Origin of the sequence: Arthrobacter sp. AL05 (assembly GCF_029960715.1) — a bacterium.
Taxonomy (GTDB): domain Bacteria; phylum Actinomycetota; class Actinomycetes; order Actinomycetales; family Micrococcaceae; genus Arthrobacter.
The window spans coordinates 51,978-77,262 of the sequence record NZ_JASBRC010000011.1 but is presented as its reverse complement, the minus strand read 5'-3'; the positions used below and the strand labels follow the sequence as shown (position 1 = coordinate 77,262).

The window sequence follows — 25,285 nt, the reverse complement described above, 5'->3', positions numbered from 1 at the left end:
ACAGGCAACCGCCGGGGCCCCATCCGGGGTCGCCGCGTCGGCGGCGGACGCAGGCGTTCCTGTAGACTGAAATCCTTATGGACAGTAAATCTAGGTGCCGGCCTGGGGGCTGTCAGCGGGGAACGGAAACCCTTGCCGCGCAGTTGACCCGAAGAGCCGGCAAACCCCGTTCACGCTCCCACCATTCTCCGGCGGCACGCCGGCCACATGCCTTCAGGGGCACCCGGTCGTTCCAGGAAACAGGGTCGGCCCCGGCCGACCATCCTCCGCCGGGACCCTCCCGCGGTGCAGCCCCGGAAGCAGGCCGCTAAATGGAGTGGCTACTTCTCGCAGCAGGCCTGCTGCTCATCCTCGGTACCGGCTTTTTTGTAGCCGTTGAATTCTCCCTTGTTGCCTTGGACCAGGCCTCGGTCCAGCGGGCCGTGGACAACGGCGATACCGCCGCGGCGCCACTGCTCCGATGCCTCAAGTCGCTGTCCACCCAGCTCTCAAGCTGCCAGCTGGGCATTACCATCACCACCCTGCTCACCGGCTACGTGATGGAGCCATCGGTGGGCAAGCTGCTCGAAGCTCCGCTGGCCGTCCTGGGATTGCCGGCGGCGGCAGCGTCCTCCGTGTCCCTGGTCCTGGCGATGGCCTTCGCGACCCTGCTGTCCATGCTGATCGGCGAGCTGGTCCCGAAGAATATGGCCATTGCACTGTCCTTCCAGGTCGGCAAGGCACTGGCCCGTCCGCAGCTGATGTTCACGGCGATCTTCAGGCCCACCATCGTGGTGCTCAACGGCTTCTCCAACAAGGTCCTGAATATTTTCGGCCTGGAAGCCAAGGAAGAGATTTCGGGTGCGCGGACGCCGGCCGAGCTGGCCTCCCTCGTGCGCCGCTCGGCGGCGATGGGAACCCTCGACGCCGGCACCGCCAACTTCATCGACCGGACGCTCAAGTTCTCGGGCCGGACTGCGGCGGACGTAATGACCCCGCGCATCAGGATCGAGACAATCGACGGCCACCAGCCGGTCTCGGACATCGTGGAAGCCGCACGCCGCACCGGATACTCCCGGTTCCCGATTATCGGTGAGTCATCGGACGACATCCGCGGCGTGGTGCACATCAAAAAAGCCATTGCCGTTCCCGCGGACCGGCGCGCCAAGCTGGAGGCGGGCGCCATCATGACTGATGTGCTCCGGGTTCCGGAAACCATCCACCTTGATGCCCTGTTGGCGGAACTCCGCGAAGGCAACCTGCAGCTGGCCGTTGTCCTGGATGAGTACGGCGGGACCGCCGGTATCGCCACGCTGGAGGACCTTGTCGAGGAAATCGTCGGGGAAGTGGCCGATGAACACGACAAGGTCCGTCCCGGCCTCTTGCAGAGCGCCTCGGGCGACTGGTACTTCCCCGGCCTGCTTCGTCCCGATGAACTCTCCGAACAGATCCCGGGCCTGACCGTGCCCGATGAGTCTGCCTACGAAACGGTGGGAGGCTACGTTATGAGCCAGCTGGGCAGGATTGCCGCTGTGGGGGACACCGTCGACGTCGCGGGAGGCACCTTGGCTGTGACCCGCATGGACGGGCGCAGGATTGATCGGATCTGCTTCAAGCCCGTCCCCGTGCACCGCGAGGAGCACTCCCGCGGCCAGGTAGGTGCCGCATGAGCGACTGGGCAGGAATCCTCTGGCTCATTGTCCTGCTGCTGGGCAACGCTTTTTTCGTGGGCGCTGAGTTTGCAGTTATGTCCGCGCGCCGAAGCCAGATTGAGCCGCTCGCCGAGGCAGGATCCAAACGGGCGCAGACCACCCTGCTGGCCATGGAAAACGTCTCGTTGATGCTTGCCTGCGCGCAACTCGGGATCACGGTTTGTTCGCTGCTGATCCTGCAGGTTGCCGAGCCGGCCATCCACCACCTGATGGCAGTGCCGCTGGAAGCCGTCGGCATTCCGGTGGAGATCGCCGACATCGTCGCGTTCGCCGTCGCGCTGTTGTTGGTTACTTTCCTGCATGTCACCATCGGTGAGATGGTCCCGAAGAACATTTCGGTCTCGGTGGCGGACCGTGCAGCCTTGTTGCTGGCCCCGCCGCTGATTTTCATCGCGCGACTCGTGAAACCTGTGATCGTGGCGCTCAACTGGGCGGCCAACCACATCCTGAAACTTATGCGGATCGAGCCGAAGGATGAGATCACGTCCTCCTTTACACTCGAGGAGGTCCAGTCGATCGTGCAGGAATCCACCCGCCACGGACTGGTGGACGACGACGCCGGGCTGATCACCGGGGCGCTGGAGTTCTCTGAACACACGGCCTCGGATGTGATGGTCCCGCTCGACAAGCTCGTGATGCTGAAGGCGAACACCACGCCGGCGGAGTTCGAGAAGTCAGTCAGCCGCACCGGTTTTTCCCGCTTTCCGATGCTCGACGACGACGGTATGCTCTCCGGCTATTTGCACATCAAGGACGTGCTGTCCATCCCGGACGCCGCGTACCACCAGCCCATCGCTGAGAGCCATATCCGGTCCTTGGCTAACCTGGCGATGAGCGACGAGATCGAGAAGGCCATGTCCGTGATGCAGCGCACCGGGTCGCATCTGGCGCGCGTGATCGGACCGGACGGCCTGACCCAGGGTGTGCTGTTCCTCGAGGACGTTATTGAGCAGTTGGTCGGGGAGATCCGCGACGCCACCCAGGCGACCGGCTACCGACGGCTGGGCCAGGACCAGCAGTAGGCTTCGTGTATCCCTAAATAGGAATCATTCCTATTTAGGGATAAACTCGGCTTATTGCTATTGCTCCTGATTCTCAATAACTGATCCGAGGTTACCCGTGCGTCGTCCTGCCGCCCGTGCCGTCGTTGCCGCCGTTGCCGGCATCACCTTGATGCTTACCGCCTGCACCCCAACACCGCGGAACTCCGCTGCGGGTGCGGGCGACGGAATCGTCGACGTCGTCGCCTCCACAAGTGTGTTCGGCAACATCGTGGGCACCATCGGAGGAGACAAGGTGCGGGTGACTTCCATCATTTCGCGCACCAGCCAGGACCCGCACTCTTATGAAGCCACTACGCAGGACAAGCTGGCTGTGTCCAAGGCCGAGCTGGTGGTGGAGAACGGCGGAGGCTACGACGACTTCCTGCAGAAGCTGGCCGAGGACACGGGACTGGACCACAACAACATCCTCAATGCGGTGGAGCTCTCCGGACTGGCCCCGGAGGAGCACGCAGGCGCATCGGCCGCTGCCGATGAGCAGACGCACGGGCATGGCGGCAGCGGCTTCAACGAGCATGTCTGGTACAGCCTGCCTGCCATGGCCAGGCTCGCTGATGCCGTCGCGGCGAAGCTTGGCGAGCTTGAACCGTCCGGGGCCGGAACTTTCCGCAGCAATGCTGCGGCGTTCAAGAATTCACTCGGCGGGCTCGAAACCAGGCTGGCGGAAATCAAGGCCAGCACCGGCGTGGCGCCCGTCGCCGTGACGGAACCTGTGCCGCTCTACCTGTTGGAGGCTGCCGGCTTGGAAAACCAGACCCCGGCCGACTACACCGCCGCAATCGAAGAAGACACGGATGTCCCGCCGGCGGTGCTCAAAGCCACGACCGACCTCATGGGCTCGGGCAAGATCAGGCTGCTTGCCTATAACCAGCAGACCGAAGGGCCGCAAACGGCCGCCGTCAAAGACGCGGCAGCGGCCGCTGGGGTCCCGGTCGTGAACTTCAGTGAGACGCTGACGGAGGGCAACAGCTATCTGCAGTGGATGACGGACAACGTCGACAACATCGCCAAGGCCCTGGCCTAAACGCCGCCCCCGGCGGCAGGACCACCGGCGGCAGGACCACCGGCGCAGGCCCGCGGGTAGCCGCGGGCCTAAGATGGGCGGGACAGTGCTAGCAGGCCCCTGGCCGGACCCGCCGATCCGACAGCCCACCCAGAGAACGCGAGTCCCGGGCTTGCGAAGAATTCGAGGAAACCCAAGTTGACACCCGTAGTGAGCCTCCGTGGGGCCTCCCTGACGTTCGGCAAGCGGACGTTGTGGGAGGGCCTGGACCTGGACATTAATCCGGGTGAATTCTTCGCTGTGCTCGGACCTAACGGCAGTGGAAAAACTACCTTCCTCAAGGTCCTGCTGGGACTGCAGGAGCTTAGCTCCGGCTCGGCCGTGCTCGCCGGCCGGCCCGTAGAGCGGGGCAGCCGGGGGATCGGCTACGTTCCGCAGCAGAAATCCTTTGATCCCGACACACCCCTGCGCGCCCGCGACCTCGTTGGGCTGGGGGTTGACGGCCACCGGTGGGGACTGCGGCTGGGCGCGGCAAAGGTGAACCGCCGGATCGATGAGCTGCTCGAGCTGGTGGGGGCATCCGACTACGCGATGGTCCCGGTGGGCCAGCTGTCCGGCGGCGAGCAGCAGCGGCTGAGGGTGGCGCAGGCACTGGCGACCGACCCGCAGGTGCTGCTGTGCGACGAGCCACTGCTGTCCCTGGACCTCCAGCACCAGCAGGCCGTGAGTGCGCTCATCAACCGGCAGTGCCATGACCGGGACAGTGCTGTGGTTTTTGTCACGCACGAGATCAACCCGATCATGGACTATGTTGACCGGGTCCTCTACCTGGCCGGCGGACGGTTCCGGGTGGGCCCGCCAGCGGAAGTCATGACCACCGAGGTCCTCTCAGATCTCTACGACAGCCACGTCGAAGTGATCCACGCCAACGGACGGCTGATTGTGGTCGGGCTGCCGGACGGCGCCACGCATCACCACGAGGACACCCATGTGGTGGCGGGGGAGGTGGGCTAGATGGACCTGGAAAGCCTGCTGGCATCAATCTTCAACTTCGAGAACTACGGCGAATTGCTCGCGCTGGTCCAGAATTCCCTCTGGGCCGGGGCGGTCCTGGGCCTGCTCGGCGGACTAATGGGAACCTTCGTAATGAAGCGGGATCTGGCCTTCGCCGTCCACGGAATCTCAGAACTCTCCTTTGCCGGTGCCGCCTTTGCCTTGCTGATCGGGGCTGACATCATCCTGGGCTCCCTGGTGGGATCCGTTGTGGCGGCGCTGCTGCTGGGCCTGCTGGGAGTCCGGGCCCGGGACAAAAACTCGATCATCGGCGTTATTATGCCGTTCGGCCTGGGCCTGGGCATCCTTTTCCTCTCCCTGTACGAGGGCCGGGCCGCCAATAAGTTCGGGCTGCTGACCGGACAGATCGTCTCCGTCGGAACCGTCCAGCTCCAGGTGCTGGCTGTGGTTGCCGTCGTCGTTATGCTTGCCCTTGTGAGCATCTGGCGGCCGCTGACCTTCGCAAGTGTGGACCCCGACGTTGCGTCCGCGCGCGGCGTGCCCGTGCGGGCGCTTGCCCTCGGGTTTATGCTGCTGCTCGGTGTCAGCGTTGCGCTTTCCATCCAGATTGTTGGCGCCCTGCTGGTGCTGGCACTGCTGATCACACCCGCTGCTGCGGCCATGCGGTTGACGTCTTCACCCGGGCTGGTGGTAATCCTCAGCGTGGCGTTCGCCATGACCGCCACGGTCGGGGGCATTATGCTGGCCCTCGGCGGGCGGATCCCCATTAGTCCGTATGTGACGACGCTGTCGTTCCTGATCTACGTGATCTGCCGGGTAGTTGGCGGGGTCCGGGCCAAACGCGGACTGAATGGACGCGTACTGCGGGATGCCGCCGTTCCGGCGGCCTGAGCTGCCGCCGGCGCTACTTCCCAGCCTGGCGGGCAGTGCAATCCGGGCAAAGCCCGAAAATCTCGACGGTGTGTTCCACCACTGTGAAACCGTGTTCGGTTGCCGTCCGCGCGGCCCAGGCCTCGACGGCGGGGGCCTCTACTTCGACGGCCTTGCCGCAGCTGCGGCACAGCAGATGGTGGTGGTGCCCGGTGACGGCACAGCGGCGGTACACGGCTTCTCCGTCGGCGTTCCGGAGGACATCCACCAGGCCCTCATCCGAGAGGGACTGCAGGATCCGGTATGAGGTGGCAAGGGACACCGAGGCGCCGCGGTCCTGCAAAATCCTGTGCAGCTCCTGGGTGCTGACGAAGTCGGTCAGTTCGTCCAGGACGGCGCTGACCGCTAGGCGCTGCCGGGTGACACGCTGCTCCTTGGCCGGAGCCGGGGCCTGGGCAGGCACCGTAGCCCGGGCGCCATCGGCGGAGGCGCCGTGGGACATGGTGGAACTCGCTTCGGTGGAGGTCTGGATACGGTGTGATGGCAAGGTCCCAGATTACCAGCCGGGCACATGGACACCGCCGGGCCAGGACCTTAGGCTGGCCTGATGTTGCTCACGAAGTTCACCCATGCCTGCGTCCGGCTCGAGAAGGACGGCAAGGTGCTGGTGTTCGACCCCGGGACCTTCTCGGAAACAGACCGGGCCCTCGCCGGCGCGGATGCGGTGCTGATCACCCACGAACACGCCGACCACATCGATGTCGAGGCCGTCACTGCCGCACTTCTTGCCAGCGCCACCCTGCAGCTTTTCGCGCCGGCCGGGGTCGCAGCGCAACTGCGGGAAAAGGCGCCCGAGGCGGCGTTAAGGGTCCACCCGGTGGAACCCGGCGACGAGTTTGGAACGGCCGGGTTCGCCGTCCGGAGTTTCGGCGGGCAGCACGCACTGATCCATCCGCAGATTCCGGTGGTGGCCAATATCGGCTACCTCGTGGACGGGAACGTCTACCACCCGGGCGATTCCTTCATTGTGCCCGATGGTGTGGACGTCAGGACCCTGCTGGTACCGATCCACGGGCCCTGGAGCAAGGTGGGGGAGGTCATCGATTTTGTGATCGGCGTCCGGGCCCGGAAGGCCTACCCGATCCACGATGCCCTGCTCAATGAGAGCGGGCGCGGACTGGTGGAAGGGCATGTATCCCGCTTCGGAGCCAAGTACGACACCGAATACCTGCACCTCTCGACCGGTGACGCAGTGGAGGTTTAGGAAGGCGTTCAGCCTAGGACGGCCAGGCTCCGCTGGCGAAGAATTCCCGGATGGTCGCTTCATGCGGTTCGGGGTCGAGGCCCTGGGACCGCAGCCACTCCGGGCTGTAGTAGTTTCCGGCGTAGCGGTCTCCGCCGTCGCACATCAGGGACACCACGCTGCCCCGGTGTCCCTGGGCGATCATCTCTGCGATGAGTTGCCACACACCCCACAGGTTGGTTCCAGTGGAAGGGCCGGCGTGCAGGCCGGCATGGACAAGCAGGTGCCGCATCGCGGCCACCGACGCCGCGTCCGGAACCGGGATCATGTGGTCAATGACGGCCGGGACGAAGCTGGGTTCCAGCCGCGCCCGGCCGATGCCTTCGATCCGTGACGGCTGGCATTCGCCGGCCGGCGCGGCGAGCGCGGCCCTGCCGGGCACCGGCGTGCTGGCGGGCGTGCCCCGGCTTTCCAGCCACCCGGGGTAAAACGCTGAATTCTCCGGATCCACTACGGCCAGTTCGGTGTTGTGGCGGTGATACCGGAGATAGCGGCCGATGGTTGCGCTGGTGCCGCCGGTGCCGGCGCCAACCACGATCCAGCGGGGGACCGGATGCTCTTCCAAGGCGAGCTGGTCGAAGATTGACTCGGCAATGTTGTTGTTGCCCCGCCAATCCGTGGCACGCTCGGCATAGGTGAACTGGTCCATGTAGTGGCCGTTGGTCCGCCGTGCGAGTTCCGCGGCCGCCTCATAAACCTCCGAGGCGTGGTCCACCAGCAGGCAGGAACCGCCGAACTGTTCGATCAGTGCGATTTTCTCGCGGCTCGTGGTCCGGGCCATCACCGCAATGAACGGCAGCCCAAGCAGCCGGGCGAAGTAGGCTTCGGAGACTGCCGTGCTGCCGCTGGAGGCTTCAACAATCGTGGTGCCTTCGCAGATCCAGCCGTTCACCAGCCCGAACAGGAACAGCGAGCGGGCCAGCCGATGCTTAAGGCTTCCGGTCCGGTGGGTCGACTCGTCCTTGAGGTAGAGCCGGACGCCCCACTGTTCGGGCAGCGGCACCGAGTACAAGTGTGTGTCGGCGGAGCGGTTGTTCTCTGCGTTGACTCTGCGAATGGCCTCATCGGCCCAGGCCCTGTCCTGCTCTCGCGCTGTGATCACCGCACAAGCCTACCTGCGGCGCCAGATTCCCCTGGTTAGAGTTGGGGCATGCAGACCCTTATGGACGTCGCGGCCCTACATAACCGCCTCGGCGCAGACAGCATGGAACGGCGGACCGTGTTGCTTGATGTGCGCTGGGCGCTCGGCGACCCGAACGGCCGGGAGCACTACCTCGCCGAACACCTGCCCGGGGCGGTCTTTGTGGACCTCGCCAATGAACTGGCCGGGCCCGCGGACCCGCGCCGCGGCCGCCACCCGCTTCCGAGCCGGGACCACTTCCAACGATCAGCCCGCTCCTGGGGCATCCGCACCGGCGACGTTGTGGTTGCTTATGACAACAGCGGCAACCTCGCCGCCGCCCGGCTCTGGTGGATGCTCCGCCAGGCCGGGGTCCGCGATGTCTGCCTGCTCGACGGCGGCCTGGCCGCCTGGCTCGACGCGGGCTTCGACGTCGAAAGCGGAGAACCTGCAACGGGGCAAGGCGACGTGGTGCTGACGGGGCCTGCCATGGAGGTGGTTGACGCGGGCCAGGCGGCAACGTGGGGGCAGCACGGACTGCTGCTCGATGCCCGGGCGGGGGAGAGATACCGCGGCGAATTCGAGCCGGTGGATCCGCGAGCCGGCCATATTCCGGGCGCCGTGAGCGCACCCACCACGGCCAACCTTGGAGCGGATGGTAAGTTCCTGCCCCCGGACGTGTTGCGGGAACGCTTCGCCGGTCTCGGGGCGCGCGCCGACGTGCCCATCGCGGTCTACTGCGGATCCGGCGTCACGGCGGCCCATGAAATTGCAGCCCTTGAGATCGCCGGATTTCCTGCTGCGTTGTATCCGGGCTCGTTCTCCGAGTGGTGCAACAGTGTTTCCCACCCTGTGGTGACCGGGGACGAGCCGTACGGCGGGAACAGTTCCGGGGACTCACCGCGCTAGCCATTCGTTCGTATTCCCGCCCCGGCCCGGGCTGTGGCTCTTGCCGTGGTGCCCACCCCTTGACAATCCTTGGGCCATTTAGTTAACTACTTAACGAAATGACTAACAGCGAACATCAGGACATCGTCGGCAGTGCAGTCTTCAAGCTCCACCGTGCTACGGCCCTGGTGGACCGGATAGCAGACCGCTACCTTCTGGAACATCACGGAATCGGCTACTCGGGTTTCCTGGTCCTCCTCACCCTCGGCACCTCCGGGCCCCAGGCTCAACGGCAGATCGCGGACGCCCTCGACGTCTCCCGGGCTTCCATCACGCAGCGGCTGGGACGGCTGATCGGCGACGATCTGGTCATCGTGCGACCGGACCCACGGGACGCCCGGGCAAACACGATCTCGTTGTCGCCCAAGGGAACCGCGCTGCTGGCGAGCGCGTGGCAGGGTCTCGAAACCCGTCAGGACGGAGTCGATGCGGGCGTGGATGAAGAAGCATTGGTTCAACAGCTCGACCGGATTATCGAAAATGCCCTGCGCGTCCTCCGGCCCGAAGAAGCCCGGCGGCCGGGCCGGGAGGTCCCGGCACCGGACCCGAGCGGGGGTTCGTTGTGCCGGTAGATCAGCTCGCCGCGTTAGCCGCGTGCGTAATCCTGGCCGGCCTCGGGATTTTTCAGCTTGCACTCATCTGCGGAGCTCCGCTCGGCAGGATGGCGTGGGGCGGATACCACACCGTCCTCCCGGCCAAACTCAGGATAGGGAGCGCCGTGTCCGTTGTCCTCTATGGCCTGTTTGCCTATACGGCGTTGGCAAAGGCCGGGCTCGCCCCGCCGGTGATCAACGACGACGTGACCGCGGCCGCCGCCTGGGCGCTGACGGCATACTTCGCCCTGGGCGTTGTGATGAATGGGATCTCGCGCAGTAAACCCGAACGACTCACTATGACCCCGACAGTACTGGTCCTCGCACTCCTCTACCTTGTCCTGTCGCTGAACTAGCATTTCCTTGCTGAACAGACGTCCGGGCTGCGGCGGGCGGTACCGCCGACTTCCCGCGGCGAGTGGCATAGCGGCCGCTCCCGCGGGTAGCGTCAAACTATGACACCTGGACGCCCCGTACCGCCGCCCCTTGCCAAGCCGCTTCCCGATCTGACCACGGGCACTACCGACAGCACGGACACCCTCACCCCGGGCCCGAGCCTCGCCGCCGCTTACGGCGCTACCGCCAGCGACAGCGGGTTGGTTCCCTTGACGGTTGCGCGCCGCGCGCCGAAGGACGACGACGTCGAAATCGCCATCGAGTTCTGCGGACTCTGCCATTCGGACGTCCATGCCACACGGGGCGAATGGGGAACCCAGAACTATCCGCTGGTTCCCGGCCACGAAATCGTGGGCCGGGTCAGCCGTGTCGGCTCCGCAGTCGACGAGTTCAGCCTCGGCGAGCGGGTGGGCGTCGGGTGCCTGGTTGATTCCTGCCGTGAATGCGAGAGCTGCCTTGACGGCCTGGAGCAGTACTGCGAAAACGGCATGACCGGGACCTACGGCGCGAAGGACCGCCGCAACGGGGACGCCATCACCCAGGGCGGCTACGCCACCTCTGTGGTTGTGGACCGCCGCTACGTCCTGCATATCCCGGACGGCCTTGATCCGGCTGCCGCCGCCCCGCTGCTGTGTGCAGGCATCACCACCTATTCCCCACTGCGCCACTTCGGCCTCGAGGCGGGGGACGTTGTCGGCGTCGTTGGGCTCGGCGGACTGGGTCACATGGCTGTGAAGCTCGCCAAGGCCATGGGCGCCGAAGTGAAGGTCTTCACCACCTCGGAGTCCAAGGTCGCCGCCGCCCGCGAACTCGGCGCCGATGACGTCATCCTGTCCCGCGACGAGGCCGCGATGGACGCCGCGAACCGCAGCATCGACGTCATCATCGACACCGTCGCCGCGCCGCATGACCTCAACCCTTACTTCCGGACCCTGCGCGTGAACGGCGCACTCTTCCAGCTCGGGCTGCCCTCCGAGGAGATGCCGCCGGTGAACCCGGGCGCATTGATCCGCCGCCGGATCGCCTACGCAGGCTCACTGATCGGCGGCATCGCCGAGACCCAGGAAATGCTGGACTTCTGCGCCGAGCACGGTGTCACCTCCGACATTGAGGTGGTCCGCGCCGACCAGCTTAATGCGGCCTACGACCGCATGGTGGCCGGAGACGTGAAGTACCGTTTTGTCCTGGACACCAGTACCCTCGGAACACCCTCGGAAAGGGCAGACGCATGAGCACTCTCTTCACCAGGATCATCAACGGCGAGATCCCCGGCCGCTTCGTCTGGCGCGAGGACGACGTTGTGGCGTTCCTTACGGTAGGCCCGCTCGCCGACGGACACACCCTCGTGGTGCCAACCGCGGAGGTGGACCGCTGGACCGATGCGCCCGCTGAAATGCTGGCCCGCGTGATGCAGGTGGCCCAGACGATCGGGGCAGTCCAGGTCGGGGTGTTCGACGCGGCACGCGCCGGCCTCATTGTGGCCGGCTACGAGGTCAACCACCTCCATGTCCATGTGTGGCCGTCCCGCACGATGGCGGACTTCGACTTTGGCTCGGTGGACCAGAATCCCGATCCGGCCCGGCTGGACGCCAACGCCAAAAAGCTCCGCGAAGGGCTCCGGAAAGCCGGACACTCGGCACACGTTCCGGACGCCTGAGGCGTCGCCGCTCCGAGCCGCTGGCACCGGCCTGACGGCCCCAACGGGTCGTCAGGCCGGTGCCAGCGCCTTGTTGAGCACAGCGCGGATCCGCTTTTCCGAGACGGAATAGGCTGTCCCCAGCTCGACGGCGAAGAGGCTCACCCGGAGCTCCTCGATCATCCAGCGGACCTGGGTTAACTCGGTCCCGGCCCGCCTGCCCGGCAGCAGTGCCGACGCGGCGTCGTCGTAATCGTCTTCCAGTGCCTGGACGGCGGCCATGTGCTGGGCGTCCCGCGAGACGTTCGTTGGGAGTTTCTCGAGGCGCTTCTCGATCGCCGCGAGGTAGCGCGGCAGCTGGCTGAGCTGGCTGTAGCCGGTGCGTGCCACAAAACCGGGAAACACAAGCTGCTCCAGCTGGCTCTTGATGTCGTTGAGTGCGCTGATCAGGGCCAGGCTCGTTGTGCCTTTGAGCGCCCGCTCGATCCGCCGGGTGCTGGCGAGAATCCGCTCCACGACGGCGGTAACCGTAAAGACGGTATCGATGAGGTCCGCCCGGACTTTCTCGTACAGGGCGTTGAACGATCCTTCGTCCCACGGCAGAGCGGCAGGGGTGAGCTTGTCGATGGCGGCGAGGGCGCAGTCGGCAATCAATGCCGTCACGGAGCCGTGCGGGTTTTGGCTGAACGTCAGCTTTTCCGTGTTGTTCAGGTGTTCCAGGACGTAGCGGTCCGGCGGCGGCACCCTCAGTGCGAGCAGGCGGATGACGCCGCCGCGCATGGCCTGCTCTTGTTCGGAGCTGGTCTGGAAAAGCCGGAGTGCCACCGACGCTCCCTCATCCACGAGCGCAGGGTAGCCGGTGACGGTGTGGCCCTTCACGGTGCCCCGGACCTCGCGCTGCACTGTTCCGAAGGACCAGGAGGTCAGTGCCGCCTTCTCGGCGAAACCGGTCGAGGCTGCGGCCTCCCCGGAGGCCGCAGTTGTGGACGCCGTGCCGGCAGCCTGCGCTGCCCCGGTGCCGGCCACCGTGTTCTTGGACGTGCCGTGGCCCGTAATGCCGGACCGCGGCGCCGTTGTTGCGGGCGTGGCGCCCAGCGACTCCGCGATGGCGCGGCGGGTAGCCGGTGCCAGCCGATCCTGCAGCACTGAAAGGTCCTTGCCTTCCTCCAGTACCTTTCCGCCGGAATCCACCACGCGGAAGCTGACCCGCAGGTGCGGGGGAACAGCGTCCCAGCTCCAGGAATGCGGCGGGATGACCTGGCCGCGGATCCGGCGCAGGACCAGCTCGAGGGAGGCCTCCAGCTCGTCGGCGGCCGGATCGAAGTCCGCCTCGAGGGCTGCGACGGCCTGCCGGGCGACGTCCGGTGCCGGCACGAAGTTCTTACGCACCTGCTTGGGCAGCGACTTGATCAAGGCGGTGACCAGCTCCACGCGCTGGCCCGGAATGAGCCAGCGGAACGCCGCGTCGTCCAGCTGGTTCAGGAACAGCACGGGCACCTCGGCGGTGACGCCGTCGGACGGGTTGGGCGGCGACCCGGGGGCGACGGGATGGAACTCGTAGCTCAGCGGCAGCTCAAAGCCCTTGTGCAGCAGGGTCTTCGGGTAGGCCGAGTCATCCAGGGCATCGGCGTCCTCACTGATCAGCAACGCCTGGTCGAAATCGAGCAGCGCCGGGTCCTGCTGCCGCGCGTCCTTCCACCACTTGTCGAAGTGGCGCTCGGAGACAACGTCCTTGCCGATCCGGGCGTCGTAGAACTCGAAGAGCGTCTCGTCGTCCACCAGGATGTCCCGGCGCCGCATCCGTGCCTCCAGCTCCTCGACCTCGTGCAGCAGGGCCCGGTTGCGGTGGAAGAACTTGTGGTGGGTCTGCCAGTCGCCCTCGACGAGGGCATGGCGGATGAACAGCTCCCGGCAGAGCTCGGGGTCCACCTTGCCGTAGTTGATCCGGCGGCTCGGGATGATGGGCACGCCGTACAGCGTGACCTTTTCATGGGCCATCACCGAGCCCATCTTTTTGGACCAATGCGGCTCGCTGTAGCTGCGCTTGACCAAGTCCGGCGCCACCTGCTCCACCCAGAGGGGATCGAACTTCGCGGCCACCCGCGCCCACAGTCTGCTCGTCTCCACCAGCTCAGCGGCCATCACGAAGGTGGGGGATTTCTTGAACAAGGCCGAGCCCGGGAAAATCGCGAAGCGGCTGCCGCGGGCGCCGGCGTATTCGCGCTTGCGCTCGTCAAGGATGCCAACATGGCTCAGCAGGCCCGAGAGCAGGCTGATGTGGATGCCCTCATGGTGGCCCACCGGATCGGCGAGGCGTTTGTTGTCCAGGCTGATGCCGAGCGGCCGGGCCAGCTGGCGCAGCTGGGCGAAGAGGTCCTGCCATTCGCGGACACGCAGGTAGTTGATGAACTCGGCCCGGCAGAGCCGGCGGAACGCAGTGGAGGAGAGCTCCTGCTGCTTTTCCTGGAGATAGTTCCAGAGGTTCAGGAAACCGGTGAAGTCCGAGTTCTCGTCCCGGAACCGTGCGTGTTTCTCCGCGGCGAGCTGCTGTTTGTCGGTCGGGCGCTCGCGCGGATCCTGGATGGTGAGGGCCGCGGCAAGGATCATGACCTCACGGACGCAGCCGCGCTTGCCGGATTCGACGATCATCCGGCCGAGCCTCGGGTCCACCGGCAGCTGGGCAAGCTGCTGCCCGACGGCGGTAAGCCCGCCGCTCCTCCCGGCGGTACCGGCCGGCGGCCGGCGGCCGGCGCGCTCACCCGTCTCCTCCGGCGCGCGTGCTGTGCTCAGGGCACCGAGCTCGCGGAGGAGCGAGACGCCGTCGTTGATGGCCCGGGAGTCCGGCGGCTCCACAAACGGGAAGTTTTCGACATCCTTCGGCCCGCGGGCGACTCCCATAGCGGTCATCTGCAGGATGACCGCGGCGAGGTTGGTGCGCAGGATTTCCGGATCGGTGAATGGCGGCCGGGACTGAAAGTCCTCCGCCGAGTAAAGCCGGATGGCAATGCCGTCGGAGACACGGCCGCAGCGCCCCGAACGCTGGTTTGCCGAGGCTTGGGATACCCGCTCGATCGGCAGGCGCTGGACCTTGGTGCGGTGCGAATAGCGGGAAATGCGGGCGGTGCCGGTATCGATGACGTATTTGATGCCGGGGACGGTCAGGGAGGTCTCGGCAACGTTGGTGGCCAGCACAATCCGGCGCTTGGCCCCGGGGTGGAAGACCTTGTGCTGTTCCTGCAGGCTCAGCCGGGCGAAGAGCGGGAGCACCTCGGTTCCGGCGAGCTTCCGGTTGGACTGGATCCTGCCGTTGAGGGCCTCGGCGGCGTCGCGGATTTCACGCTCGCCGGAGAAAAAGATGAGGATGTCGCCGGGCGCTTCCTGCGCGAGTTCGTCGACGGCGTCGCAGACGGCGTCCAGCGGGTCACGGTCCTCTTCCAGTTCATCGTCGGAGGCCCCGTCCGCGTCATCGCCGGTGGCTCCGCCGGCCGGCTGGGAGAGCGGCCGGTAGCGGATTTCGACCGGGAACGTCCGACCGGAGACCTCGATGATCGGCGCCGGTACGTCCTCGCTGCCGAAGTGCTTTGCGAAGCGCTGCGGGTCGATGGTGGCCGAGGTGATGATGATCTTCAGATCCGGCCGCTGCGGCAGGATCCGCTTGAGGTAGCCGAGGATGAAGTCGATGTTCAGGCTGCGCTCGTGGGCTTCATCGATAATAATGGCGTTGTATTTCCGCAGCAGCTTGTCGCGCCGGATCTCCGCCAGCAGAATGCCGTCGGTCATAAGCTTGACCTTGGTGTTGCGGCCGACCTCGCCCGTGAACCGGACCTGGAAGCCGACCTCCTGGCCGATCTCCACGCCGAGTTCCTCCGCGATGCGTTCGGCCACGGTGCGGGCCGCGAGCCGCCGCGGCTGGGTGTGACCGATCAGGCCGTTCTCGCCCAGGCCAAGCTCCAGGCACATCTTGGGAATCTGGGTCGTCTTACCTGAGCCGGTCTCGCCGGCAATGATGGTCACCTGGTTGGCCGCAATGGCCGCCATCAGGTCCTCGCGGCGCTCGGAAACGGGCAGCTCGGCGGGGTAGGAAATATGAAAAGTCATGGCTTCAGACAGTCTACTGGGAACTGTCGGGCCAGCGCCGCCAGTGCCGTCCGCGCGAAGAAACTAAGCGTGCTGAGGAATATGTCGGTGCCTGATGGTCTTGGCGTAACTATGACTACTATCGCAATCATTGGAGCAGGATCCGGACTCGGCAAGGCGGTCGCGCGGCGTTTTGGCGCGGAAGGCTTCGCCGTCGCGCTGATTTCCCGTCACCAGGGAAACGTTGATGCCCTGGCCGCGGAGCTTGCCGGCGACGGCATCGAAGCCCGGGGCTTCGCCGCAGATGTCCGTAATCCCGAATCGATCACGAAGGCACTGGAACGCGCCACCGAGGCACTCGGCCCGATTGAGGTCCTGCAGTACAGTCCGCTGCCGCAAAAAGACTTTATGCGACCGGTGCTTGAGACGACCCCGGCGGACCTTGTGGGTCCGGTGGAATTCTCCATCTACGGTCCGGTCGCGGCAGTGCACCAGGTCCTTCCCGGAATGCGCTTCTTGGGCAAGGACAAGGGGACGATCCTTTTTGTCAACGGCGGTTCGGCCGTGAAGCCGGGACGCAATGTCACGGGTACCTCGGTCGCCTTTGCGGGGCAGGCGGCCTACGCCCAGCTGCTCAACGAAGTCCTGGGCGAGGAAGGCATCCAGGTGTCGCAACTCATTATCGGCGGGCGCATCATCGAAGGGGACCCGGAGAAGGACCCGGCAGTGCTTGCCGGCCATTTGTGGGAGCTGCACAGCAAGCGTGACCGGTTCCGCCTCCAGATCAGTGCCGATTAGGAGGTCAGGCCACGGGCTCGACCGTCGCAAAAGAGTGTTTTCGAATGGAACCGGTATTGGCCGGGGTAAGGACGTTTGCAGATGAGTACTAAAACTTGGTTCATTACCGGATCGTCCCGCGGATTCGGGCGGGAATGGGCTCTCGCGGCGCTCGGGCGCGGTGATAACGTCGCGGCTACGGCGCGCGATACGAAGGCACTTGCGGACCTTTCCGCCGAGTTTGGCAACCAGGTCCTGCCGATCCGGCTTGATGTGACTGACCGGGAAGCGGTCTTTGGGGCTGTGGCCAAGGCACAGCAGCACTTCGGCCGGCTCGACGTTGTGGTTAATAACGCCGGCTACGGCCAGTTCGGGACGGTCGAGGAACTTAGCGAGTCAGAGGCCCGGGACCAGATAGAGACGAATCTTTTTGGTGCGCTGTGGGTAACCCAGGCTGCGTTGCCGTTCCTGCGGAGCCAGGGCAGCGGCCACATCCTGCAGGTGTCCTCCGTGGGCGGCGTCTCGGCATTCCCCACTGTGGGCATCTACCACGCCTCCAAGTGGGCGCTGGAGGGTCTGAGCCAGTCGCTTGCGCAGGAAGTGGAAGGCTTCGGCATCAAAGTGACATTGATCGAGCCAGGCGGCTTCGCTACGGATTGGGGCGGCAGCTCGGCGCGCCACTCCAACGCCCTGCCGGCCTACGACGCGGTGCGGGAGCAGGCTGCCAATCGGCCCAGCCGCCGCGGAACGCCGGGAGACCCCGTGGCTACGAGGGATGCCATCCTGACGCTGGTGGACTCTGAGGCACCCCCGTTGCGCATCTTCTTCGGCGAGGCGCCGCTGGGGATCGTGACGGCCGATTATGAAGCGCGGCTGGCTGCCTGGAACGAATGGCAACCACTCTCCGTAGCCGCCCACGGCGGACGGAGCTAATAAAAGGAGGCCCCGCTGCCGGTCCGTGGACCGGCAGCGGGGCCTCCTTTCGTCCGGCTCAGAAGATCCGAAGGGTATGGCTGACGCTGGGCAGGTCCCGTGCGGACCAGGAGTCGTCCGAACGGACCGGCGGGTTGTGGCCCGGCCCGTCCCTGCGCAGTGCGGAGACGGTGGCGCCGATGCCAACGACGGTTAGGATAACGACGGTGATTCCGACGAGTTCCATAGCTCCATGGTTCGCCGGTCCGGGGGTCAAACAAAGTGGCAGAAACGCCTATAAAGACATAATTTCTGCCATGCTTGCTTGATGATCAACTCAGTGGCGATGATCGTGGTGCCGCGCTTTTCAATCTTCGAATTCGCGACGGCCTTCGAAGTGTTTGGCGTCGATCGCTCGGAGCGCGGAACCGGCGTGCCGGTTTTTGATTTTCGGGTCTGCACTCCGGTACCCGGCGATGTCCCGATGAAGTCAGGACTGTCCATGCGGATAGATTTCGGGCTCGACGCCGCGGCGGACGCGGACCTCGTGATCATGACCCCCTACGACCGGGACGGGGACCTTCCCGAGCCCGTCCTTGAGGCGCTCCGTGCCGCGCACGCCCGCGGTGCCTGGGTGATGTCCATCTGTTCCGGGGCTTTTGCGCTGGCCCGGGCTGGACTGCTGGACGGCCGCCGCTGCACCACCCACTGGCACTTTTCCCGGGAGCTCGCCGGACAGTACCCTGCAGTTTTGGTCGACGAGGACGTCCTTTACGTCGAAGACGGCCGAATCATCACGAGTGCCGGCACGGCCGCAGGTATCGACGCCTGCCTGCATTTGGTCCGGGTGGAATTTGGGGCCGCCGTCGCAGCGGCCATCGCCCGGGACATGGTGGTGCCGCCGCACCGGGACGGGGGCCAGGTCCAATTCATCGACCGGCCAATACCGGCCTGCGGCTCCGCGCCCATGGAGGAATTGCTGCAATGGATGCTCCGCCATCTGGGGGAGGAGCATCCGGTCAATGAACTTGCCGCCCGCGTCCATATGTCACCCCGGACGTTCGCCCGTCGGTTTCGTTCCGAAACGGGCGCCACCCCTGCTGCCTGGCTCAATTCCCAGCGTGTACTCCGCGCCCAGGAGCTGTTGGAGACCACTGACCTCACAATTGACGAGATCGCCCGCGCCTCAGGTTTCGGCCATTCGGTGCTGTTGCGGCACCACTTCGCCAAGGTGCTTGACACCAGCCCGCGGTCCTACCGCCGTACTTTCCGCGGACACCTGTCGACTGCTGTCTAACGGACCCGCTGAGTCATCGAAGCGGCGCGGTCACCCCGCCCGACGTTGGCTCCGCCGCAGCTTTGGCCGTTTCCACGAGGTCCCGCCACGGTCCGGTGACGGCGTTCTCCGGCAGGATGGCGCGCCGCTGTCCGGCCCGGATGTTGTACAGGAACCGGTCGGGCTGCCCCCCGTCGGCTCCCCGGGCCGCAGCCGGGACCGTGTCCCAGGGGCAGGCCTCGATCAGCGGTTGCCAGAGATCCGTATCCTCCGGCGGCGCGGGTTGCACGGTCCACGTCCGCTTTATGCCGGCAATGCCACCGCTGCGCTGGACAGTAATCTTCACTAGGCACCGGCTTGAATCGAAAACGGGTTTGGTAGGACGGCCATTTGCATGGACCTCGAATTTTTAGGGCGGTGACGTTCACGGGATCCGGAGCGGGACCGGGAAGTCTACCGCCGGACGCCAGTGAACTTTACCTTCACAGTTTCCCACGCGGAGAGCACGGCGTCATGCTCTTTGGATTCGGCTCCGAAAAGCTCCCCGGCCGAGGCCGCAGTGGCCTTGGCGAATGCGCCGAAGGTGGCATCCGGAGCCAGGGTGCCGCCCGTCAGCGTTTCGTACCAGATCCGTCCCGGCGCCTCCCAGGCGTTGCCGCCCAGCGCCGCCGCCACGAGGTAGAACGCCCGGTTGGGGATGCCGGAGTTGATGTGCACGCCGCCGTTGTCGGCACTGGTGCGCACATAGCCTTCCATCGAGCCCGGCTGCGGGTCCTTGCCGAGAACGTCGTCGTCATACGCAGTGCCGGGGTCTTTGAGGGAACGCAGGGCGGCCCCCTGGACCTTGTCCGTAAAGAGGCCCTCGCCGATCAGCCAGCTGGCCTCCGCCGTCGTCTGCTTCCCGAGAAACTGCTCAACCAGGGCGCCGAAGACATCTGACATTGATTCGTTCAGTGCGCCTGCCTGGTTGCGGTAAACCAAGCCGGCCGAGTACTGCGTGACGCCATGGGCGAGTTCGTGGCCGATCACACTCAGGGACTTTGTGAACCGCTCGAAAACCTCGCCGTCGCCGTCGCCGAAGACCATCTGCCGGCCGTCCCAGAAGGCGTTGTCGTACAGGCGGCCATAGTGAACCGTGGCATCAAGGTGAAGTCCATTGCCGTCGATGGAGTTCCGGCCGAAGGCCTCGGCGTAGAGCCGGTGGGTGTGGCCCAGACCGTCGTAGGCCTCGTTGGCTGCGGGGTCGTTGACGGGTGGCTCACCCTCCTTGCGGACCATGCTGCCGGGGAGTTGCTCGGCTGATTTGGCGTCATAGACTGTCCGTTCCGGTGGGGACGGCCTAAGTTCGCGCAGGGCGGGATGGCTGCCTGGCCCGGGTGTGGCACGGGAAGCCTGAAACCCCGGGACGTGCAGCAGGGCTTCCTTGGCTGCACGCGCTACCGCGGAGTGTTCGGGTCCGTGCTGGGCTGCCAGGCGGCGGAGCAAATACGGAGGAATGATGGTGCAGTACATGTGAGACCCCTTTGCGCTTCGGCGGGATCCGGTAGTGGTGCGGTGGCCGCACCCGGGCAGGCCACCGCCTCCAGCCACCAGGCCGAGACCCCGCTGCCGATGCACCCAGCCTACGAGCGGGCACCGACAAATGGCAGGGTGGCGCGCCTTGAATGGCCCGTCCGCCTGCCCGTTGCGTCGAGATGCAAAGAACCCCGCCGTTTCAATGAAACGGCGGGGTTCTTGTTTGTGCCCTCGATTGGAATCGAACCAACGACCTTCTGCTCCGGAGGCAGACGCTCTATCCCCTGAGCTACGAGGGCAGTCAGGGTTCCTGCCGTTACCGGCGGGACGTCCTAGAGCTTAGCAGGAAGGGGGCCTCCAAGGGAAAATCGACGCGCTCAGTAGCCGGAGAAGGAGTCCACGTGGATCCTCCGAGCCCCGGACCGGCGGGCAGCGGCGCTGAGTGAGCGGACACTCGCCGGCGAGCCCGACACGTAGACATCCCGGTCCGCGACGTCGGGAACAAGATCTTTCAGCGAGGCACCATCGATCCGGACGGCGCCCGCGTCCTGCATAAACGCCGGCGGGGCGGACCCGTCGGCCAGGCGGGCGATAACCCGGACGCCGGTGCGTTCGAGCTCATCGGCGTAGGCGAGTTCGGCGGCACTCACGGCGAGGTACAGCAGGACCACGTCCCGCGCACCGGCGGAAGCCCCGGTCAGCTGGGCCAGATACGGGGTGATGCCGATACCGGCCGCGATCAGCAGCACCGGCGCTCCGGCCGCCCGCGGCAGCACAAAGTCGCCGCCGATGCTGGTGGCCGTCAGTTCTTGGCCGGGTTCCAGGGCCAGGAGCGACTGTTTTGCCGTGGAGAGCTGACCGCCCGTCCCGACCCCGATCGTCAGCGCGGTCGAGTCCGGCGGATTGGTCAGGCTGAAGACCCGCCGCCGGCCTTTGTGGTCGGCCTTCGAATGCGGCAGGTTCAGTTCGATGTACTGTCCCGGGGTGAAGCGGAGCGGGCGCTCCGGCTGGAAGCTGAATTCCGTCGTCGTCGGGGTCAACGGACGCGAGCCCCGGAAGCGGAGCAGCACACGGCCGCGCTGGCCGGCGGCAAAAGCGAGGGCGTTCCCTGCCAGCAGCGCCAGTTCGGGGGAATTGGCCACGAAGCCCAGGTTGTACGGGACGGCGAACAGCAGCCCGACGACGGCGGCCAGCGCCAGCTGCTGCCACCGCCGCGGCGGCAGGGTGAGCGGCTCGGTGAGCATAAAACCGACGAAGAACAGCACCGGGCGCTGTGCCAGGGTCTGCCACAGCGCCTCGCCCGGCAGCATCCCGGTGCGCAGCAGTTCCACGGCTGCAACTGACACTGCAACCAGCGTGAACACGGACGCCATCAGCAGCTTCCGGACCCGGTAGAGCACCAGCAGGACCCCGGGCAGCATCAGCCAGAGCATTGCCGGGGTGGCGGCCCACCAGGTGGCGATGTTGAGTCCGGTCAGCCCGGTGAGGAACGCCCCCGCCGCCGCCGGGTTGAAAAGGTGGCGGCCGCGCCAGGCCAGCGCGTATTTAGATACCGAGGCCAGCACGCAGGCGAGGGCGACACCGGCCAGATCCAGGTACTGCAGCCCGGCCGAGAACTGCGTCGGCCAGAACAGGAAGTACAGCAGCAGCCCGGTAATCAGCGCCGACTCGGAGTGCGGCCGCACATGGAACACTGCTGCGAGGCCCCGGTTGGAGGCATAGCTCAAGCCCAGGCAGAGGACCAGGTGGGCGGTCATCTCCGGGAGCCCGAACGTCAGCCAGCCGAGCACATCGAGCAACAGGCTGTAGCCGGCCAGCACGGCCAGGACCCACAGGACCAGCCGGTACATCGTAAACCGGCCCAGGGCTGCGTCCAGCCGTGAGCTGAGAGGTGTCGGGATTGTGGTGGTCATGGGAACAGCACCCCTTCAAAATCGGCTGAGTACTCGGCGTGGCCGTCCGAGTGGACCGTCAGCCAGGCGACGTCGAATGTCTCCTGCAAACGGGATCCCTCGACGAAAAACAGCGCAGTTGCCAGTGCATCGGCGACCATGGCCGTCGCAGCCATGGCCCAGCTGGCAACGACGGTGCGCACCGGCACCCCGGTGGTTCCGTCCAGCACGTGGTGCAGTCCGTCGCCCCAGGCCCGCCGGTTTGCAGCGGACCCGCAAAGTGCGCCGGATCCCAGACGCACGATGCCGATGGCCCGGTCAGGATCATAAGGATGCTCAAGGCCCACATCCACACCCAGGGCGCCGGCATTGAGCAAATCACCGCCGGCATCGATGAAATGTTCCTCGATCCCGGCGTCGCGAAGTACTGCGGACATCAGGTCCGCCAGCTGGCCTTTGCCGGCGGCCCCGACGTCGATCACCACCGGGGCGCTGATGGTCAACACCCTTCCCTGCCAGTTCAGCACCTCGTCCCAAACCGGGGCAGGCAAGGGCACCCCGACCGGGCGCAGGGAGTACCCGGCGTTATAGCCGAGCTGTTCGAGGCTGGCGCCGATGAGCGGTGTCATGGCACCGCCGGTGAGCGTATACAGCGTCTGATAGAGCGGCCCCAGGGTGGCTGCCTCGGCCGGCAGGACGTAGCGGCCCGGCCGCCTCGCCGCGGCAGAGATCAGGGAGTCCGGCCGGAACCGGGACCAGGCGCTGTCGTAGTCCGAGAGGGTGGCGAGCAGCCGGCGGCGGAGCGCGTCCGGAAGCGGTGCGGGTGTTGAGATCTCCCAACGGGTACCGATTCCTTCGAAACGGAAACCGGTCCAGCCCGGATGCGCCACGTTTCCTCCTGCCGGCTGCTGGCTATGACTTGCTGGTCATGACGCGGCCTCGGCCTTGATCTTCTCGACAGCCTGGTTGAAGCCGCCGCTGGTCAGCGAGGAGCCCGCCACTTTGCTGACCTTGATCTCGTCGAGCCTTTTGCCGGAAATCTGGGCCTTGATGCCACTGGCGAATTCGCCCTGGAACTTCTTGGTGTTGGGGTTGGATGGGTGGGGGGTGATCTGGACATCGGATACTGCACCGGCGGCCAGTGTCAGTGTCACGCCGACGGTCTCGGTGCCGTTGGGCGAGACATAGCTGCCGTCGGCGCTGTACGTGCCGTCCCTGTAGGCGGCGGTGCCTGCCGCGGCGGACGGTGCGGTCCCGGTCGCGGCGGTTCCGGCGGCCTGTCCGGGTGCGCAGCCCGCCGCGGAGCCCACCAGGGAGAGTCCGGCGATGCCAACGAAGACGCTTTTCCGGAACGAGGTGGTCATACGGCTGCTCATTTCTGTAGCGACGATCGGAGGCGGTGGTGACGGAAGGCTGCGTGCATTGATCGGCGCCCGCCGCCGTTACCCCATAACAACGTATATTTCAGCGTAGTGGTTCATCCCGCGATCCGGGCCGGTCCAACAGTCGCCAAATTCCCGTCACACCACCGCCCCGGTAGGCTGGAACCGTGACCCCTGAAGAACTCTCCCTCGCCATATCCGCCTGCCTGAAAGACGCCGTCGCCGCCGGTGAAATCGGCCTTTCCGCATCCGACGTCCCGGATGAGGTGCGCGTTGAGCGTCCGAAGAACCGGGACCACGGCGACTGGGCCACCAACATTGCCCTACAGCTGGCCAAGGCCGCGGGCACCAACCCGAGGGAGTTTGCTTCCCTGCTCAGTGCCCGGCTGACGTCCATTGCCGGGGTGTCCGCCGTCGAGATCGCCGGGCCGGGGTTCCTGAACATCACCGTGGATGCCGGCGCTGCCGGCGCCCTGGCCAAGGCCATCGTCGAAGCTGGAGCCGGTTACGGCACCAATACCGCGCTCGCCGGCCACACGATCAACATGGAATTCGTTTCCGCGAACCCCACCGGCCCGCTGCATATCGGCCATACCCGGTGGGCCGCGCTGGGCGATGCAATCGCCCGCGTCCTCCGGGCCTCCGGCGCCGATGTCACGGCCGAGTACTACGTCAACGATGCCGGCTCGCAGATGAACGTCTTTGCCGATTCAGTGCTTTCCCGGCTTCGCGGCCGCGGAGTGCCCGAAGGCGGCTACCCGGGCGAGTACATCGCGGATCTGGGCCATGAGGTACTGACCCGCCATCCGGACATCCGCGAGCTGACCGACGTCGCCGCCCTGCCGGTGATCCGGGGCGCGGCGTACAAGGCCCAGCTGAAGGACATTCAGCGGACCCTGGCCGATTTTGGGGTCGACTTCGATGTCTACTTTTCCGAACAGGAACTCCACGACGCCGGCGCCATTGGGGACGCCGTAGCGCGGCTCCGGGAACAAGGACACGTCTACGACGACGGCGGCGCGGTCTGGCTGCGCACCACCGACTTCGGTGATGACAAGGACCGCGTGATGATCCGCGCGAACGGCGAACCCACCTACTTCGCCGCCGACGCCGCTTACTACCTGTCCAAAAAGGACCGCGGCTACACCGAGAAGATCTACCTGCTCGGTGCCGACCACCACGGCTACATCAACCGGCTCAAGGCCATTGCTGCCGCTGCCGGGGACGATCCGGAGGTCAACATCGAGGTCCTGATCGGCCAGCTGGTCTCGGTCAACGGCGCCAAGCTCTCCAAACGCGCCGGGAACATCATCGAGCTCAAGGACCTCATCTCCTGGCTGGGCAAGGACGCGGTCCGTTACTCGCTGGCGCGCTTCCCTGCTGACTCACCACTGACCCTGGACCCGGAACTGCTGAAGAAACACAGCAATGAGAACCCGGTGTTCTATGTCCAGTACGCGCACGCCCGGTCCTGCGGTACGGCCCGCAATGCCGTCGCCGCCGGAGTGGACCGCAGCGCTTTCGAGGCGTCCCTGCTGGAACACGCCACCGAAAATGAGCTGCTCTCCTACCTCGGCAGTTACCCTTCGATTGTGGCCAGGGCCGCTGAACTGCGCGAGCCGCACCGCGTGGCGCGCCACCTGGAAGTCATCGCCGGCGCCTACCACCGGTGGTATGACGCCTGCCGTGTGGCGCCCCAGGGCGACGAACCGATCACCGACCTTAACCGCACCCGGCTGTGGCTCAACGACGCCACCAGCCAGGTGCTGGCCAACGGACTGGAACTGCTGGGCGTCTCGGCGCCGGAACGGATGTAACC

The 25,285-nt window shown here is 65.9% G+C and carries 24 protein-coding genes and 1 tRNA gene; 15 read left to right on the top strand and 10 right to left on the bottom strand.

Features of this window, described 5'->3' with window-relative positions; translation table 11 throughout:
- Positions 1 to 311: 311 nt before the first annotated feature.
- From QK287_RS13840 to QK287_RS13820, 5 genes are all read left to right on the top strand, one after another.
- The gene (locus tag QK287_RS13840) at positions 312 to 1,649 is read left to right on the top strand and encodes a hemolysin family protein (RefSeq protein WP_282360446.1); all 1,338 of its coding nucleotides are present in this window, start codon (positions 312 to 314) and stop codon (positions 1,647 to 1,649) included.
- Entirely contained in the window at positions 1,646 to 2,713 is a 1,068-nt protein-coding gene (locus QK287_RS13835) for a hemolysin family protein (RefSeq protein WP_282360445.1), read from the top strand. The genes QK287_RS13840 and QK287_RS13835 overlap by 4 nt, the downstream gene beginning before the upstream one ends.
- Before the next feature lie 97 nt (positions 2,714 to 2,810).
- The gene (locus tag QK287_RS13830; RefSeq protein ID WP_282360444.1) at positions 2,811 to 3,776 is read left to right on the top strand and encodes a zinc ABC transporter substrate-binding protein; all 966 of its coding nucleotides are present in this window, start codon (positions 2,811 to 2,813) and stop codon (positions 3,774 to 3,776) included.
- 177 nt (positions 3,777 to 3,953) lie between these two features.
- Complete coding sequence (locus QK287_RS13825; protein ID WP_226774423.1) at positions 3,954 to 4,769, top strand: metal ABC transporter ATP-binding protein; 816 nt, start codon at positions 3,954 to 3,956, stop codon at positions 4,767 to 4,769.
- On the top strand, positions 4,770 to 5,660 hold the full coding sequence (locus QK287_RS13820) for a metal ABC transporter permease (RefSeq protein WP_282360443.1): 891 nt from the start codon (positions 4,770 to 4,772) through the stop codon (positions 5,658 to 5,660).
- A 13-nt stretch (positions 5,661 to 5,673) separates the two neighbouring features.
- On the opposite strand, the gene QK287_RS13815 is transcribed toward QK287_RS13820, so the two are convergent.
- The gene (locus QK287_RS13815; protein WP_282360498.1) at positions 5,674 to 6,141 is read right to left on the bottom strand and encodes a Fur family transcriptional regulator; all 468 of its coding nucleotides are present in this window, start codon (positions 6,139 to 6,141) and stop codon (positions 5,674 to 5,676) included.
- A gap of 105 nt (positions 6,142 to 6,246) precedes the next feature.
- On the opposite strand from QK287_RS13815, the gene QK287_RS13810 reads away from it, so the two are divergent.
- On the top strand, positions 6,247 to 6,903 hold the full coding sequence (locus QK287_RS13810) for an MBL fold metallo-hydrolase (protein WP_282360441.1): 657 nt from the start codon (positions 6,247 to 6,249) through the stop codon (positions 6,901 to 6,903).
- Positions 6,904 to 6,916: 13 nt separating this feature from the next.
- Here QK287_RS13810 and QK287_RS13805 read toward each other — a convergent pair whose 3' ends face one another.
- Positions 6,917 to 8,044: a PLP-dependent cysteine synthase family protein gene (locus QK287_RS13805; protein WP_226774426.1), complete on the bottom strand. Its 1,128-nt coding sequence runs from the start codon at positions 8,042 to 8,044 to the stop codon at positions 6,917 to 6,919.
- Between the two features lie 48 nt (positions 8,045 to 8,092).
- Between QK287_RS13805 and QK287_RS13800 the strand changes: the two genes are divergently transcribed.
- From QK287_RS13800 to QK287_RS13780, 5 genes are all read left to right on the top strand, one after another.
- Complete coding sequence (locus QK287_RS13800; RefSeq protein WP_282360439.1) at positions 8,093 to 8,971, top strand: sulfurtransferase; 879 nt, start codon at positions 8,093 to 8,095, stop codon at positions 8,969 to 8,971.
- Between the two features lie 98 nt (positions 8,972 to 9,069).
- On the top strand, positions 9,070 to 9,582 hold the full coding sequence (locus QK287_RS13795; RefSeq protein ID WP_282360438.1) for a MarR family winged helix-turn-helix transcriptional regulator: 513 nt from the start codon (positions 9,070 to 9,072) through the stop codon (positions 9,580 to 9,582).
- A gap of 146 nt (positions 9,583 to 9,728) precedes the next feature.
- Entirely contained in the window at positions 9,729 to 9,959 is a 231-nt protein-coding gene (locus tag QK287_RS13790) for a hypothetical protein (protein WP_226774429.1), read from the top strand.
- A gap of 99 nt (positions 9,960 to 10,058) precedes the next feature.
- Positions 10,059 to 11,231, top strand: a complete 1,173-nt coding sequence (locus QK287_RS13785; RefSeq protein WP_253032415.1) for an NAD(P)-dependent alcohol dehydrogenase — start codon at positions 10,059 to 10,061, stop codon at positions 11,229 to 11,231.
- Positions 11,228 to 11,656 (top strand): HIT family protein, encoded by a 429-nt coding sequence (locus QK287_RS13780; protein WP_282360437.1) that lies wholly within the window; start codon positions 11,228 to 11,230, stop codon positions 11,654 to 11,656. The genes QK287_RS13785 and QK287_RS13780 overlap by 4 nt, the downstream gene beginning before the upstream one ends.
- Positions 11,657 to 11,707: 51 nt before the next feature.
- Here the strand turns inward: QK287_RS13780 and hrpA are convergent, their stop codons facing one another.
- Positions 11,708 to 15,733 (bottom strand): ATP-dependent RNA helicase HrpA, encoded by a 4,026-nt coding sequence (gene hrpA / locus QK287_RS13775; protein WP_282360436.1) that lies wholly within the window; start codon positions 15,731 to 15,733, stop codon positions 11,708 to 11,710.
- A 111-nt stretch (positions 15,734 to 15,844) separates the two neighbouring features.
- Between hrpA and QK287_RS13770 the strand changes: the two genes are divergently transcribed.
- Both QK287_RS13770 and QK287_RS13765 read left to right on the top strand, forming a co-directional pair.
- Positions 15,845 to 16,510 carry an SDR family NAD(P)-dependent oxidoreductase gene (locus tag QK287_RS13770; RefSeq protein ID WP_253032418.1) on the top strand — a complete coding sequence of 222 codons (666 nt, stop codon included), beginning with the start codon at positions 15,845 to 15,847 and terminating at the stop codon, positions 16,508 to 16,510.
- An 81-nt stretch (positions 16,511 to 16,591) separates the two neighbouring features.
- Complete coding sequence (locus tag QK287_RS13765) at positions 16,592 to 17,422, top strand: SDR family oxidoreductase (RefSeq protein WP_282360435.1); 831 nt, start codon at positions 16,592 to 16,594, stop codon at positions 17,420 to 17,422.
- Positions 17,423 to 17,480: 58 nt separating this feature from the next.
- Here QK287_RS13765 and QK287_RS13760 read toward each other — a convergent pair whose 3' ends face one another.
- Positions 17,481 to 17,648 carry a hypothetical protein gene (locus QK287_RS13760; RefSeq protein ID WP_282360434.1) on the bottom strand — a complete coding sequence of 56 codons (168 nt, stop codon included), beginning with the start codon at positions 17,646 to 17,648 and terminating at the stop codon, positions 17,481 to 17,483.
- An 81-nt stretch (positions 17,649 to 17,729) separates the two neighbouring features.
- Between QK287_RS13760 and QK287_RS13755 the strand changes: the two genes are divergently transcribed.
- Positions 17,730 to 18,698 (top strand): helix-turn-helix domain-containing protein, encoded by a 969-nt coding sequence (locus tag QK287_RS13755; protein ID WP_282360433.1) that lies wholly within the window; start codon positions 17,730 to 17,732, stop codon positions 18,696 to 18,698.
- 13 nt (positions 18,699 to 18,711) lie between these two features.
- On the opposite strand, the gene QK287_RS13750 is transcribed toward QK287_RS13755, so the two are convergent.
- The 6 genes from QK287_RS13750 to QK287_RS13725 all read right to left on the bottom strand — a co-directional run bounded on the left by QK287_RS13750 (position 18,712) and on the right by QK287_RS13725 (position 23,448).
- Positions 18,712 to 19,023 (bottom strand): protealysin inhibitor emfourin, encoded by a 312-nt coding sequence (locus QK287_RS13750; protein WP_282360432.1) that lies wholly within the window; start codon positions 19,021 to 19,023, stop codon positions 18,712 to 18,714.
- Positions 19,024 to 19,130: 107 nt separating this feature from the next.
- On the bottom strand, positions 19,131 to 20,189 hold the full coding sequence (locus QK287_RS13745) for a M4 family metallopeptidase (RefSeq protein ID WP_226774438.1): 1,059 nt from the start codon (positions 20,187 to 20,189) through the stop codon (positions 19,131 to 19,133).
- 229 nt (positions 20,190 to 20,418) lie between these two features.
- Positions 20,419 to 20,491: transfer RNA gene (locus QK287_RS13740), tRNA-Arg, on the bottom strand.
- Positions 20,492 to 20,569: 78 nt separating this feature from the next.
- A complete protein-coding gene (locus QK287_RS13735; protein ID WP_282360431.1) occupies positions 20,570 to 22,105 on the bottom strand; it encodes an oxidoreductase in 1,536 nt (511 codons plus the stop codon).
- Positions 22,102 to 22,974, bottom strand: coding sequence for an FAD:protein FMN transferase (locus QK287_RS13730; RefSeq protein WP_226774440.1), 873 nt, complete (start codon positions 22,972 to 22,974; stop codon positions 22,102 to 22,104). Before QK287_RS13730 ends, QK287_RS13735 begins: the two co-directional genes overlap by 4 nt.
- Positions 22,975 to 23,010: 36 nt before the next feature.
- Entirely contained in the window at positions 23,011 to 23,448 is a 438-nt protein-coding gene (locus QK287_RS13725; RefSeq protein ID WP_226774441.1) for a hypothetical protein, read from the bottom strand.
- 185 nt (positions 23,449 to 23,633) lie between these two features.
- Between QK287_RS13725 and argS the strand changes: the two genes are divergently transcribed.
- A complete protein-coding gene (argS, locus tag QK287_RS13720) occupies positions 23,634 to 25,283 on the top strand; it encodes an arginine--tRNA ligase (protein WP_282360430.1) in 1,650 nt (549 codons plus the stop codon).
- The last annotated feature ends 2 nt before the right edge of the window (positions 25,284 to 25,285 follow it).